Raw genomic sequence first — 12811 nt, forward strand, 5'->3', positions numbered from 1 at the left:
CGTGACTGCCGTCGCGGCGCGCTACACCATTCTTCATGAGGCGAAGTGATGCAGCTCACTTCCTTGAGAGGCAGTCAAGAGGACCAGTCATGACCATCGATTCGAAGCGGGACGATACGCCACCACCGCCGACCGCGGGCAAGCGTGACCGGACCCATTGGCTGTACCTGGGAGTGATCGTCGCCGTCGTCGCCGGTGTGCTCGTCGGCTGGCTCGCACCGGAATTGGGCAAGTCCCTCGGGGTGCTCGGCACCCTGTTCATCAGCCTGATCAAGATGATGATCAGCCCGGTCATCTTCTGCACGATCGTGCTGGGCATCGGCTCGGTGAAGGCGGCGGCCAGCGTCGGCAAGGTCGGTGGGCTGGCACTGGCCTACTTCCTCGGGATGTCCACGGTCGCGCTCGGTATCGGGCTGCTCGTCGGCAACCTGCTCGACCCCGGCAGCGGGCTGCACCTGAGCGCCGCGACCTCCTCGGCCGGCGCGGACCTCGCCGAGAAGGCGCACGGCGCGGGCGGCACCATGGACTTCATCGCCGGGATCATCCCGACGTCGCTGCTGTCCTCCCTCACGGTCGGCAGCGTGCTGCAGACGCTGTTCGTGGCGCTGCTCGTCGGGTTCGGGCTGCAGTCCATGGGCAAGCAGGGCGAACCGATCCTGCGCGGGATCGGCTACGTCCAGAAACTGGTGTTCCGGATCCTGGCGATGATCCTGTGGCTGGCGCCCATCGGCGCCTTCGGGGCCATCGCGAATGTGGTCGGCCAGACCGGTCTCGGCGCCGTCGTGCAGCTGGGCACGCTGATGGTCGGCTTCTACATCACCTGCGCGATCTTCGTCTTCGGTGTGCTCGGCCTGATGCTGCGGGCGGTGTCCGGGTTCTCGATCTTCAAGCTGGTCCGCTACCTGGCCCGGGAATACCTGCTGATCTTCGCGACCTCCTCCTCCGAGTCGGCGCTGCCGCGGCTGATCGCCAAGATGGAGCACGTCGGGGTGCAGCGCACCACCGTCGGCATCGTGGTGCCGACCGGGTACTCCTTCAACCTCGACGGCACCGCCATCTACCTGACGATGGCCTCGATCTTCATCGCCGACGCGATGGGGCAGCCGCTCGCGCTCCCCGAACAGCTCTCCCTGCTGGTGTTCATGATCATCGCCTCGAAGGGCGCGGCGGGCGTCAGCGGAGCAGGCCTGGCGACCCTCGCCGGTGGGCTGCAGAGCCATCGACCGGAACTGCTGGACGGCGTCGGGCTGATCGTCGGCATCGACCGGTTCATGTCCGAGGCCCGCGCGGTCACCAACTTCTCCGGCAATGCGGTGGCGACCCTGCTGATCGGGACCTGGACGCGCACCATCGACGCGTCGAGGGTGCGGACCGTGCTGGACGGGAAGCTGCCGTTCGACGAGACGACAATGGTGGACGACCACCTGCCCGAGGACGGTCCGATCGCCGTCCCGCACGATGGCAGCGAGAAGGTCGGCGCCGCACGAGTTCCCGTACCGTTGGCCTCATGACGAACCCCCTGAACATCGAGATCAACACCCTCGGCGGGTCCCCGACCTCGCTCGGTGCCTACGACGGAAACGCGATCCTGTTGGTCAATGTCGCCTCCAAGTGCGGGCTCACGCCGCAGTACACGGCGCTCGAGCAGCTGGCCAAGGACTACGCGGACCGCGGCCTCACCGTGGTCGGCGTGCCCTGCAACCAGTTCATGGGGCAGGAGCCCGGCACCGCCGAGGAGATCGAGACCTTCTGCTCGACGACCTACGGCGTCTCGTTCCCGCTGCTGGAGAAGATCGAGGTCAACGGCGAGGGCAGGCACCCGCTGTACGCCGAGGTCACCAAGGCCGCCGACGCCGAGGGCGCGGCAGGCGACGTGCAGTGGAACTTCGAGAAGTTCCTGCTCGCGCCCGACGGCACCGTGGCGAACCGCTTCCGCCCGACGACCGTGCCGGATGCGCCCGAGGTCGTCGCGGCCATCGAGGCCGTGCTGCCGAAGTAGCGACGCAGCCGACGAAGGCGGTCACGCACCTGGTGCGTGACCGCCTTCTCGCGTTCACCCGAACAGTGCGGCGAGCCGCTCGACGCGCGCGGCCTCGTTGTCCGGCGCGAGCCGCTGCCCGCGCGTGAGCACGCACATTCCGTGCAGCGCGCTCCAGAAGACCTCGGCCCTGGTCCCGGCGTCGCCGGTCGAACCGCCTCCGATCGCCGACACCAGCGTCTCGAACCCCGCCCGTAGTTCCGGCGGGGTCGATTCGTGTGCGAACCGCACCCCCAGCCGCATCGAGAACATGGCCTCGTAGGTCGCGGGATTGTCCGCCGCGAAGTCCAGGTAGGCGCGGATGAACGCCGTCAGCCGTCCCGCCTCGTCGGCGCCCTCCAGTGCCCGCCGCATGGCCGTGGTGAAATCCGCGAATCCGACCAGCGCGACCGCGCTGACGATGCCGTCCCTGCCCTCCGGGAAGTGCCCGTACAGCACCGGAGGGCTGTACTCGATCTCATCGGCCAGGCGCCGCGTGGTCACGGCGGGCCAGCCCTCCTTCTCGGCGATGGTCCGAGCGCATTCGACGATCCTGTGCGCGCGATCCTGCCGCTCCCTCTCCTTGCGTTCTCGAACTCCCATGCCAAAACTCTATCACTGATAGACAAGCGTTCATCGGTAAGCTAACGTTGGTAGAAATACTACAAACGAAAGGCTCGGCCATGTTGAACTGGATCGGACTCGTCATCAGCTGGATCGGTGCGCTCGGGATCATCGCCATCGGTGTGGCCTATATGGGGAAGAACGCGAAGAACGCGGCCGGCTTCGGTCTGCCCACCAGCCCGGCGCCGGATGCCCGCGGCTGGTGGCAGGTCAAGGGCATCCGCGACATCGCCTCGGGCCTGCTGGTGATCGTCTTCACCTTCGCCGCGCGCGACCAGCTCGCGCTCCTGATGCTGCTGCTCGCCTTCGTTCCCCTCGGCGACATGTGGATCGTGTTGACCAACGGTGGTCCGCGCAAGGCCGCGTTCGGAATCCATGGGGCCACCGCGGTCGCGATGATCGCCGCTGCAGGGCTGCTGGTCGCATGACCGGCGAGGAGTGGGCGGCCTCGGCACGGGCGGACCGGGCCGAGGTGGTGGGGAACGACAGGGCCTCGATGCATCTGCTGTACGACGCCTCGGACACGGCGGGTGCGCTCAGCTCGCTCGAGGTCCACCTCGGGGTCGGGGCGGACGGCGCCGCGCCACATTTCCACACCAGGTCGTCGGAGCTGTTCTATGTCCTCGACGGCGAGCTGCGCGTCATGGCAGGCGACGAGATCGTGACCGTGGCGGCGGGTGGCTCCCTCGTGGTGCCCAAGCTCATGCCACATGCGTTCGGTGCGACGCCGGACTCCGCGGCCCGGGTGCTGATCGTGCTGACCCCCGGGGTGCAGCGGTTCGAGTACTTCCGGCTGCTCGCGAGGATCCAGGCGGGGGAGGCGTCGGTGGAGGAGCTCGCGCCCGCCCAGGAGGAGTACGACAACCACTTCGTCGATGCGCCGCAGTGGTGGCGGGACCGCAACGGGTCGCGCACCCGCCCGTAGGTCCGGCCGAGGGCGCTGCTTCTCGCCGAATGCTCACGTCGGCGTCAGCGGCCGTACATCTTCGGGTGCGACCCTGGGCGCATGGCCGGACAGCTGATCGTGTCGCTCTCGGGGATCCGGGCCGAGACCAGGGACCTCGCCGCCGACTTCGCCAGGGAGATGGACGGGCGCGGGGTTCAGCTCTCGCTGCTCGTCGCCCCGCGCCTGAAGGACAAGTACCGGCTGGTCCGCGACGAGGGCACCCAGGACTGGCTGCGGCGGCGGCAGGCGGGCGGCGACGCCATCGTGCTGCACGGATACGACCAGGCCGCCACCAAGAAGCGCCGCGCCGAGTTCGCGGCCCTGCCCGAGCACGAGGCCGCGCTGCGGCTGCTGGCCGCGGACCGGGTGATGGAGGAGACCGGGCTGCGCACGCGCGCGTTCGCCGCGCCCCGCTGGCTGGCCTCGCCCGGCGCGGTGGCCGCGCTGCCCCGCACCGGGTTCCGGCTGCTCGCCGGGGCCGCGGGCATCCACGATCTCGAGCGCGGCACGGTGGTGCGGGCCCGGGTTCTCGGTGTCGGCGAGGGTTTCCGGGCGGAGCCATGGTGGTGCCGGGCGCTGGTGCTGGGCGCGGGCCGCACCGCCCGTCGCGGCGGGGTGGTGCGCCTCGCGATCTCCGCCAAGCAACTCGGGCGGTCCGGGCCGCGGCAGGCCCTCCTCGACGCCGTCGACCTGTCGCTGCACCACGGCGCGCAGCCGACCGGATATCGCTGGCAGGCCAAGGGTTCCGGATCGCGGGTGGCCTGAGTCGACATTATCTCGAGACCTGCCACGTCAACTGGACGTTTGGTCTACAGTCCGATTCGTTTGACGTACGGATCGATCGGACAGTGGAGGTCGCGTGACCCGGAATTCTCTCTCCCGGCGGAGGTTTCTCACTGCCGGTGCCGGCGCGGCCGCAGCTGTCGCCGCCACCTCGATGCTGCCGCCGTCGCTGCAGCGTGCGCTGGCTACGCCGGTCCGCCCGGGAGGACTCGAGTCGGTCGAGCACGTCGTCCTGATCATGCAGGAGAACCGGTCGTTCGATCACTACTACGGAATGCTGCGCGGGGTACGCGGATTCGGTGACCCCAACTCGTTGCGGTTGCGGACCGGGGCCTCCGTATTCGAGCAGCCGGGCCCGAACGGTCCGGTGCTGCCGTTCCCGATCAGGGACTCCGCCGCCGCCCAGCGGATGGACACCCAGAACGTCACCGGGCTCGACCACAGCTGGGAGGGCGGACACCAGGCCCTCGCCGACGGCTGGCACGACGGCTGGATCGCGGCGAAGACGGGCACGACGATGGCCTACTACGACCGCCAGGACATCCCGTTCCACTACGAGCTCGCGGACGCGTTCACGATCTGCGACGCCTACCACTGCTCGGTGCCGACGTCGACCAGCCCCAACCGCAACTACTGGGTGTCCGGGTACACCGGATTCGAACCCGCAGGCCTGCTCCCGGCCGGGGCGGCCGGGTTGACCGGGTCGGCGGGGCCGGCCGGGTCGTCGGAGCCGGGTCCCGAGGGGCGCGCCGTCACCAACGCCGCCTACGACCCCTGGCATGCCGGGTACGGGTGGACCACCGTCCCGGAGCGGCTTCAGGCCGCAGGCATCTCCTGGAAGACGTACCAGGAGTGGGACAACTTCGGCGACAACAACCTCGAGTACTTCGCCACCTTCAAGAAGGTGGGGTCCCACCTGCTGGGGAACCCCGGCCTGGTCCCGTACGAGCTGCAGACGCTGGCCGGCTTCTATCTCGCGCTGCCCGAGTTGCCACCCGCCGCCCAGGACGTGGCGCTGGGGGCGCTCGAGGTCGCGGTGAACGGGCTTTCCCCCGCCGACCGTCAGCTCTACGACCGCGGGCTGTACCGGTCGCGGCCGGGCACGCTCGCCGCCGAGTTCCGCAAGGACGTCGAGTCGGGCAAGCTGCCGCAGGTCAGCTACCTGGTTCCGCCCGAGGTGGATTCGGAGCACCCGTCCGGATCGTCGCCTGCGGCGAGCGCGACGCTGCTGTACCAGGTGCTCGACGCCATCGCCTCCGACCCGGATCTGTGGGCGAAGACGGCCGTGATCGTCAACTTCGACGAGAACGACGGTTACTTCGACCACGTGCCGCCGCCGCGTCCGCCGCTCTCGGTCGACTCGGAGTGGGTGGCCGGTCAGCCGCTCGGTCTCGGACCGCGGGTGCCGATGACGATCATCTCGCCCTGGACCGTGGGCGGGTTCGTGTGTTCGCAGGTGTTCGACCACACGTCGGTGAACCAGTTCCTGGAGAAGCGGTTCGGGATCACCCAACCGGAGATCGACCCGTGGCGGCGCACGGTGAGCGGCGACCTGACCTCGGCCTTCGACTTCACCAATCCGCGCAGTCGGCCGAACGTCGCGCAGCCGCGGCCCACCCCGCCGCTGGAGCCGCGGTGGACGCCGACGCCGCCGGCCCTGCAGCGAATGCCGGTGCAGGAGGGCGGTACCCGGCCCGCCCGGGCGCTGCCGTACCAGCCCGACGCCTACGCGACCGCGGACCCCGGGGCTCGTTCGGTGACGGTGCACCTGGTGAACTCCGGTGCCGCCTCGGCGCACCTGGCCCTGTACCCCTATGCGGGCGAGTTCGGCGCGCCGCGGCACTACGACGTCCGCGGCGAGATCGAGGACACCGTCGCCCTCCCCGGTCCGCGCTACAGCCTGACCCTGTTGGGCCCCAACGGTTTCAGGAGGGAGTTCGCCGGCTCGACCGATGGCGCGGCGGCCGCGCTCGAACTGTCAACCAGGGTCGACGCGGCGGCGGGAGCGCTCGACCTGACGGTGAAGAACCCTGGGGAGCGTGGGCTGACCGTCGTGATCGACGGCCAGCGCCGTCGACTCGCGGCAGGCGGCAGGGAATCGATGAGGGTGCAGTCGGTGGACGGCTGGTATCAGGCGACCGTGACCGTCGACGAGGACCCGGACTTCAGGCGCACGCTCGTCGGACACATCGAGAACGGCCGGGCCGGCGTCAGCCAAGCAGTCTGAATCGGCGAACGGGGCGCGACCCGATGGGTCGCGCCCCGTTCGCACGATCAGAGTCGGGTGACCTTCAGCCCACCCTCGTGATAGTCGGCGCGCAGGCGCTTCTTGTCGAACTTGCCGACGCTGGTCTTCGGGACCGCGTCGATCAGCGTCCAGTTCTCCGGCACCTGCCACTTGGCGACCTTGCCGTCGAGGAACTGCTGCAGCTCCTCGACGGTCGTCGTGGTGCCCTCGCGCAGCACCACCGCAACCAGGGGGCGTTCGTCCCACTTCTCGTCGGGCACGCCGATGACGGCGGCCTCGGCGACGGACGGGTGTCCCATCACGGCGTTCTCCAGGTCGACCGAGGAGATCCACTCGCCGCCGGACTTGATGATGTCCTTCGAGCGGTCCGAGAGGCTGAGGTAGCCGTCGGGCGTGATCGATCCGACGTCGCCGGTCTTGAGCCAGCCGTCGTCGAACTTGTCCGCCGCGTCGACCCCGTAGTAGGACGCGGTGATCCAGGGCCCGCGGACCTCGAGCTCGCCGACGGAGGTGCCGTCGCAGGGGAGGACGGTGCCGTCGTCGCCGATGAGTCGGGCCTGCACGGAGGCGGGGAACCGGCCCTGGGTGTAGCGGTACTTCCACATCTCGTCGCCGGTGGTGCCCGCGGGCGGACGGGCAACCGATCCCAGCGGGGAGGTCTCGGTCATGCCCCAGGCGTGCAGCACCGAGACGCTGTGCTCGTCCTCGAAGGTGTGCATCAGGGCGGGCGGGACCGCGGATCCGCCGATCAGCACCTCCCGCATCGAGGAGATGTCCTGCGGGTGGTGCTCGAGGTGCAGGTGCAGGCCCTGCCAGATGGTGGGCACCGCGGCGGCGAGGGTGGGCTTCTCGGCCGCGATCAGCTCGGCGAGCGGGGCGGGCTGCAGGAACCGGTCCGGCATGATCAGCGAGGCGCCGATCATGAACGCGGCGTACGGCAGGCCCCAGGACATGGCGTGGAACTGCGGTACCACCGCCAGCGCGCGGTCGCCCTGGGCGAGGTTCGGGCCGTCGGACATGCACACCTGCATCGAATGCAGGTAGATCGAACGGTGCGAGTAGACAACACCTTTCGGGTCACCGGTGGTGCCGGAGGTGTAACACATCGCCGCGGCGCTGCGCTCGTCGACCTCAGGCCAGTCGAACTCGCCCGGCTGGCCCTCGATCAGGCCCTCATAGGTGTGGACCTGCACCCCCTCGGGGGCCTCGAGCCCGGCGGTGGAGGAGCCGGTGACGATCACGTGCTTGACGGTGGTCAGCTGTGGCAGCTGCGGCGCCAGCAGCGGGATGAGGGACGGGTCGACGATGATCACGTGGTCTTCGGCGTGGTTGGCCACGTGCACCAGCTGCTCCGGGAACAGTCGGATGTTCAGCGTGTGCAGGACCGCGCCCATCGACGGCACCGCCAGGTACGCCTCGAGGTGCTCGGAGTTGTTCCACATGAACGTCGCCACCCGCTGGTCCCCGGTGACACCGAGGCCGCGCAGGGCGTGCGCCAGCGCCGCGCACCGCCTGCCCACCTCGGCGTAGGAGGTCCGGCGGGGCCCCGACTCGGTCCACGTCACCACCTCCGCCGCACCGTGCACCGTGCTCCCGTGCCGTAGCAGTTGGGCGATCGACAGCGGGGCGTCTTGCATCGTGCTCAGCATGGGTGGCTCCTGTGTGACGGCGACTGATGACTGTGACCGTAGTCACCTCGCCGCGCGGGCGCTCGTCCACCCCATTGCCGCCGCAGCGGTCAGCTCACCTCGGTGACGGACTCGGCCGGGAGCACCAGGAACTCGGTTCCGGCCGGCCCCATCTCGCGGAGCCGGCCGTAGTAGATGCCGGTCGCGGGGTCGTTGATGATGCCCTGGTGGATCGGCACCGCGACCCGCGGCGCGACGGCCCGCAGGTAGTCGACGGTCTCCGAGATCTTCATCCACGGCGCGACGGCCGGGATGGCCAGCACATCGATCGGCTGCTCGGGCACGAACAGGGAATCGCCCGGGTGCAGCAGCCGCGCGGGCGCGGCCGGATCGCCGAGGAGGTAGCCGGTGTTGTCGATCACCGGGATCTCCGGGTGGATCACCGCGTGCCGCCCGCCGACCCCGGTGACCTGGACGTCGCGGATGGCGAACGTGTCGCCCGCGTGCACAGCCGTCCACCGGCCGCCGAGCTGCGCAGCCGTCTGCGGATCCGCGTACAGCGCCGCGCCCGGGTTCGCCTCGACCAGGGCGGGCAGCCGCGCCGGGTCGGCGTGGTCGGGATGCTGGTGGGTGATGAGGATGGCGTCCAGGCCGGTGATGCCCTCGAAGCCGTGCGAGAAGTTGCCGGGATCGAACAGGACGGTTGCCCCGTCGATCTCGGCGAGCACGCAGGAGTGGCCGAAGTGGGTCAGTCGCATGGGTTCGAGTATGCGCCGGTAAACTGCCTGTTGCCCGGCGGATCATTCCCGGGCGCACCGGAGCACCTAGCGAGGAGCAGCACGTGGCCCGTGTCGTTGTCGATGTCATGCCCAAGGCCGAGATTCTCGATCCCCAAGGGCAGGCAGTTGTCGGCGCCCTGCCCCGACTCGGGTTCACCGGAGTTTCGGATGTTCGCCAGGGCAAGCGTTTCGAGCTCGAGGTCGACGACAGTGTCGACGACGCCGAGCTGGAGAAGATCGCCGAGTCGCTGCTGTGCAACACGGTGATCGAGGACTGGAAGGTCACCCGAGTCCAGTGAACATGAGCGAAGCGACGCGGAGTGGCTCGGGCGCCCGCATCGGAGTCATCACTTTCCCCGGCACCCTCGACGACGTCGACGCTGCCCGCGCGGTGAACCTGGCAGGCGGCGAGGCAGTCAGCCTCTGGCACGGCGATGCCGATCTCAAGGGCGTCGACGGGGTCATCGTGCCCGGCGGCTTCTCCTACGGCGACTACCTGCGCTGTGGCGCCATCGCCCGGTTCGCGCCGGTGATGGAAGAGGTCATCAAGGCCGCGGCAGGCGGCATGCCGGTGCTCGGCATCTGCAACGGCTTCCAGGTGCTGTGCGAGGCGGGGCTGCTCCCTGGCGCCCTGACCCGCAACGAGGGCCTGCACTTCATCTGCCGGGACCAGTGGCTGAAGGTGGAGTCCACCTCGACCGCGTGGTCCTCGAGGTACGAGTCGGGCGCCGAGATCCTCATCCCGCTCAAGTCGGGAGAGGGCCGGTACCAGGCCTCGGAGAAGGTCCTCGACGAGCTCGAGGGCGAGGGCCGCGTGGTGTTCCGCTACTCGGGCGACAACCCGAACGGCTCGCAGCGCGCGATCGCGGGTATCGCCTCGGCGAACGGCCGGGTCGTCGGCCTGATGCCGCATCCCGAGCACGCGACCGAGTCGCTGACCGGACCCAGCGACGACGGCCTCGGCATGTTCTACTCGGCGCTGGACGCGGTCCTCACCGCCTGAGCAGAGCTCGAGGCGAATCCCGCACAAAGGGCGGACCGGTCATCCGGTCCGCCTTTTTGCTACCGTCCGGCCATGATCTCGACGATCGTGTGGGGGACAGGGAACTTCGGGCGCGCGGCGATTCGCGCGGTCGACGCGCACCCTGGTCTGGAACTGGCGGCCGTGCTCGTGCACGACCCCGGCAGGTCCGGGCGGGACGCGGGCGACCTGGGCGGCCTCGGCCGGGTGCTCGGGCTGCAATCGACCGACGACGTCGCGGCCGTCCTGGCGACCGGCCCGCGTGCGGTGGTGTACGCGGCCTCCGGTGACATCCGCTCGGCCGAGGTGGTCGCCGACATCTGCGCGGCGCTCCGGGTCGGCGCGATCGTGGTGACCCCGTCGATCTACCCGCTGTACGACCATCGCGACGATCGGCACGAGCTGCGCGAGGAGATCCGCGCCGCGATCGCGGAGGGCACCGGCTCGCTCTTTGTGACCTGTGTGGACGCCGACTGGACGAACGAGATGGTGCCGCTGCTGCTCGGCGGGCTCGGCGCGGGTGTCGACCGGATCCACTGCCAGGAGATCGTGGACTATTCCGGGTTCGACCAACCCGACTCGGTGCGCTTCCTCGCGGGCATGGGCGAGCCGCTGGACTACCTGGCGCCGATGATCGCGCCCAGGATGCCGACGACGGTGTGGGGCGGTCAGGTGAGGTTGATGGCCCGGGCGCTCGGTGTCGAACTCGACGAGATCCGCGAGACCCTCGAACGGCGGCCGCTCGAGGCCTCGATCGAGACCGACGCGATGGGCAAGTTCGACGCCGGTGGGCAGGGCGCGCTGCGCTTGCAGGTGCAGGGCATCGTCGGCGGGGAGCCGCGCATCGTGATCGAGCACGTCAACCGTATCGACCCGACCTGCGCGCCGGACTGGCCGAGCCCGCCGAACGGGCAGTCCGCCGCGCATCGGGTGATCGTCGAGGGCGACGCGCAGATCGCGATGATCGCGGTGAGCGCCGCCCCCGCAGGCGGCGACGAGGCGATGTCGGTGGGTCGGCTGGTCGGCGCCATCGACTGGCTCGCCGGCCAGGCCCCTGGCCTCTACGACGCGCTCGACGTCCCGCTGTGCCCGGCGCGCGCACCGGTGTTGGCGGACGCCCCAGCCTGAGTCGGCCGAACGCCCACGAGAACGTGTTCCAGTTGGGTAGCGTCCCGGCCATGATCTCAACGGTGGTGTGGGGTACCGGAAATGTCGGCCGGGCGGCCATCAGGGCCGTCGATGCGCACCCGGCGCTCAAGCTCGCGAACGTGATCGTGAACAACCCGGACAAGGTCGGCCGCGACGCGGGGGATCTGTCCGGGCTCGGCTCCGAGCTGGGGGTCGCGGCGACCGACGACATCGAGGCGGTGCTGGCCGCCAGCCCGGGCGCGGTGGTGTACGCGGCCTCCGGCGACATCCGGCCCGACGACGCGCTCGCGGACATCTGCCGGGCGATCCGCGCGGGCGCGGTCGTCGTCAGTCCGGCGCTGTACCCGCTCTACGACCCGACCAACGCACCGCCCGAACTGCGGGACCCGGTGCTGGCCGCCATCGCGGAGGGCGGCGGCTCGCTGTTCGCCTCGGGCGTCGACCCCGGCTGGGGCAACGATGTGCTGCCGCTGCTGCTCAGCGGACTGGGCAGCACCGTCGACGTGATCCGTTGCCAGGAGATCTTCGACTACTCCACCTACGACCAGCCCGATTCGGTGCGCTACCTGGTGGGCATGGGTCAGCCGATGGACTACCTGCCGCCGATGATCGCGCCGACGATCCCGACCATGGTGTGGGGCGGGCAGATCCGGATGATGGCGCGGGCGCTTGGCGTCGAGCTCGACGAGATCCGCGAGACCCTCGACCGGCGCGCGCTCGACGCGACCGTCACCACCAAGACGATGGGCGAGTTCGAGGCGGGCACCCAGGGCGCGGTGCGGTTCGAGGTGCAGGGCATCGTCGACGGTGAGCCCCGGATCGTCATCGAACACGTCACCCGGATCCACCCGACGTGCGCCACCGACTGGCCGATGCCGCCGGACGGCGACGGCGCCCACCGGGTGATCATCGAGGGCCGCCCGCGCATCGAGGTGTCGGTCGAGTGCACCGACGAGGACGGCAGCCGGTCCGCGGGCGGAAACGCCACCGCGGTCGGGCGGTTGGTGAGCGCCATCGACTGGCTGGTGGCGGCGGAACCCGGAATCTACGACGCGCTCGACGTCCCGCTGCGCCCCGCAGTCGGCAAACTCGGAAAACGGTAGTCACGAAAGGACGAGCCATGCTCATCGACATTCCCGAAGACAAGGACCCGATCGGGTACGTGTGGGGCGAGATGGTCCCCGGCATCGGGATCGCGGCCTCGAAGTTCTCGCTGTCCGTGTACGAACACTCGACCATCGACCTGCGTGCGTTCGAGGCCGCCCGGCTGCGGATCGCGCAGATCAACGGCTGCATCTTCTGCCAGGACTGGCGCACCGAACGGGACGGCAAGAAGGTGGAGGCCGGTTTCGACGATGCGGTCGAGAACTGGCGCACCACCGACGTTTTCGACGATCGCACCCGGCTGGCGGCGGAGTACGCGGAGCGGTACGCGCTCGACCACCACGGGCTGGACGACGAGTTCTGGACCCGGATGTTCGAGCACTACACCCAGGCCGAGGTCGTCGAGCTCTCGATGAGCATCGGCTCCTGGCTGGCGTTCGGCAGGCTCAATCACGTGCTCGGACTCGACAGCGTCTGCGTGCTGCCGGGCCACTGAGGACCCGCCGGGGCGC

At 69.8% G+C, this 12811-nt stretch carries 14 protein-coding genes; 11 read left to right on the top strand and 3 right to left on the bottom strand.

The genetic code is table 11. From position 1 onward, the window contains the following. The first annotated feature begins 89 nt into the window (after positions 1–89). Together C8K38_RS13320 and C8K38_RS13325 are read left to right on the top strand one after the other, a co-directional pair. Complete coding sequence (locus C8K38_RS13320; RefSeq protein ID WP_097211937.1) at positions 90–1511, top strand: cation:dicarboxylate symporter family transporter; 1422 nt, start codon at positions 90–92, stop codon at positions 1509–1511. After that, positions 1508–1999, top strand: coding sequence for a glutathione peroxidase (locus C8K38_RS13325; RefSeq protein ID WP_027503422.1), 492 nt, complete (start codon positions 1508–1510; stop codon positions 1997–1999). The genes C8K38_RS13320 and C8K38_RS13325 overlap by 4 nt, the downstream gene beginning before the upstream one ends. Positions 2000–2053: 54 nt before the next feature. Here C8K38_RS13325 and C8K38_RS13330 read toward each other — a convergent pair whose 3' ends face one another. Continuing rightward, positions 2054–2620 (bottom strand): TetR/AcrR family transcriptional regulator, encoded by a 567-nt coding sequence (locus C8K38_RS13330; protein WP_097211938.1) that lies wholly within the window; start codon positions 2618–2620, stop codon positions 2054–2056. A gap of 80 nt (positions 2621–2700) precedes the next feature. Here C8K38_RS13330 and C8K38_RS13335 point away from each other — a divergent pair, with 80 nt between their 5' ends. The 4 genes from C8K38_RS13335 to C8K38_RS13350 all read left to right on the top strand — a co-directional run bounded on the left by C8K38_RS13335 (position 2701) and on the right by C8K38_RS13350 (position 6597). Further along, entirely contained in the window at positions 2701–3069 is a 369-nt protein-coding gene (locus C8K38_RS13335) for a DUF4267 domain-containing protein (RefSeq protein WP_097211939.1), read from the top strand. After that, positions 3066–3566 carry a cupin domain-containing protein gene (locus tag C8K38_RS13340; protein WP_097211940.1) on the top strand — a complete coding sequence of 167 codons (501 nt, stop codon included), beginning with the start codon at positions 3066–3068 and terminating at the stop codon, positions 3564–3566. The genes C8K38_RS13335 and C8K38_RS13340 overlap by 4 nt, the downstream gene beginning before the upstream one ends. 81 nt (positions 3567–3647) lie before the next feature. Beyond that, entirely contained in the window at positions 3648–4352 is a 705-nt protein-coding gene (locus C8K38_RS13345) for a DUF2334 domain-containing protein (RefSeq protein ID WP_097211941.1), read from the top strand. A gap of 94 nt (positions 4353–4446) precedes the next feature. After that, positions 4447–6597, top strand: a complete 2151-nt coding sequence (locus tag C8K38_RS13350) for a phosphocholine-specific phospholipase C (RefSeq protein ID WP_097211942.1) — start codon at positions 4447–4449, stop codon at positions 6595–6597. Between the two features lie 47 nt (positions 6598–6644). Here the strand turns inward: C8K38_RS13350 and C8K38_RS13355 are convergent, their stop codons facing one another. Further along, positions 6645–8267 carry a long-chain fatty acid--CoA ligase gene (locus C8K38_RS13355; RefSeq protein WP_097211943.1) on the bottom strand — a complete coding sequence of 541 codons (1623 nt, stop codon included), beginning with the start codon at positions 8265–8267 and terminating at the stop codon, positions 6645–6647. 89 nt (positions 8268–8356) lie between these two features. Then, positions 8357–9004, bottom strand: coding sequence for an MBL fold metallo-hydrolase (locus tag C8K38_RS13360; protein WP_097211944.1), 648 nt, complete (start codon positions 9002–9004; stop codon positions 8357–8359). A gap of 83 nt (positions 9005–9087) precedes the next feature. On the opposite strand from C8K38_RS13360, the gene purS reads away from it, so the two are divergent. From purS to C8K38_RS13385, 5 genes are all read left to right on the top strand, one after another. Continuing rightward, positions 9088–9324 (top strand): phosphoribosylformylglycinamidine synthase subunit PurS, encoded by a 237-nt coding sequence (gene purS, locus C8K38_RS13365; RefSeq protein WP_027503415.1) that lies wholly within the window; start codon positions 9088–9090, stop codon positions 9322–9324. A gap of 2 nt (positions 9325–9326) precedes the next feature. Beyond that, a complete protein-coding gene (gene purQ / locus C8K38_RS13370) occupies positions 9327–10028 on the top strand; it encodes a phosphoribosylformylglycinamidine synthase subunit PurQ (RefSeq protein ID WP_097211945.1) in 702 nt (233 codons plus the stop codon). Between the two features lie 72 nt (positions 10029–10100). Further along, complete coding sequence (locus C8K38_RS13375) at positions 10101–11174, top strand: dihydrodipicolinate reductase (protein ID WP_097211946.1); 1074 nt, start codon at positions 10101–10103, stop codon at positions 11172–11174. Between the two features lie 50 nt (positions 11175–11224). Beyond that, on the top strand, positions 11225–12298 hold the full coding sequence (locus C8K38_RS13380) for an NAD(P)H-dependent amine dehydrogenase family protein (protein ID WP_097212001.1): 1074 nt from the start codon (positions 11225–11227) through the stop codon (positions 12296–12298). A gap of 17 nt (positions 12299–12315) precedes the next feature. After that, complete coding sequence (locus tag C8K38_RS13385) at positions 12316–12795, top strand: carboxymuconolactone decarboxylase family protein (protein WP_077042822.1); 480 nt, start codon at positions 12316–12318, stop codon at positions 12793–12795. The last annotated feature ends 16 nt before the right edge of the window (positions 12796–12811 follow it).

This window comes from Rhodococcus sp. OK611 (assembly GCF_003050885.1).
GTDB lineage: Bacteria > Actinomycetota > Actinomycetes > Mycobacteriales > Mycobacteriaceae > Rhodococcus_G > Rhodococcus_G oryzae.

Coding starts and splice junctions, on each gene's coding strand:
- C8K38_RS13360 (WP_097211944.1), bottom strand. CDS start 9,004: ATGCGACTGACCCACTTCGGCCACTCCTGCGTGCTCGCCGAGATCGAC.
- C8K38_RS13380 (WP_097212001.1), top strand. CDS start 11,225: ATGATCTCAACGGTGGTGTGGGGTACCGGAAATGTCGGCCGGGCGGCC.
- C8K38_RS13355 (WP_097211943.1), bottom strand. CDS start 8,267: ATGCTGAGCACGATGCAAGACGCCCCGCTGTCGATCGCCCAACTGCTA.
- C8K38_RS13385 (WP_077042822.1), top strand. CDS start 12,316: ATGCTCATCGACATTCCCGAAGACAAGGACCCGATCGGGTACGTGTGG.
- C8K38_RS13330 (WP_097211938.1), bottom strand. CDS start 2,620: ATGGGAGTTCGAGAACGCAAGGAGAGGGAGCGGCAGGATCGCGCGCAC.
- C8K38_RS13335 (WP_097211939.1), top strand. CDS start 2,701: ATGTTGAACTGGATCGGACTCGTCATCAGCTGGATCGGTGCGCTCGGG.
- C8K38_RS13325 (WP_027503422.1), top strand. CDS start 1,508: ATGACGAACCCCCTGAACATCGAGATCAACACCCTCGGCGGGTCCCCG.
- C8K38_RS13320 (WP_097211937.1), top strand. CDS start 90: ATGACCATCGATTCGAAGCGGGACGATACGCCACCACCGCCGACCGCG.
- purQ (WP_097211945.1), top strand. CDS start 9,327: ATGAGCGAAGCGACGCGGAGTGGCTCGGGCGCCCGCATCGGAGTCATC.
- C8K38_RS13375 (WP_097211946.1), top strand. CDS start 10,101: ATGATCTCGACGATCGTGTGGGGGACAGGGAACTTCGGGCGCGCGGCG.
- C8K38_RS13340 (WP_097211940.1), top strand. CDS start 3,066: ATGACCGGCGAGGAGTGGGCGGCCTCGGCACGGGCGGACCGGGCCGAG.
- C8K38_RS13345 (WP_097211941.1), top strand. CDS start 3,648: ATGGCCGGACAGCTGATCGTGTCGCTCTCGGGGATCCGGGCCGAGACC.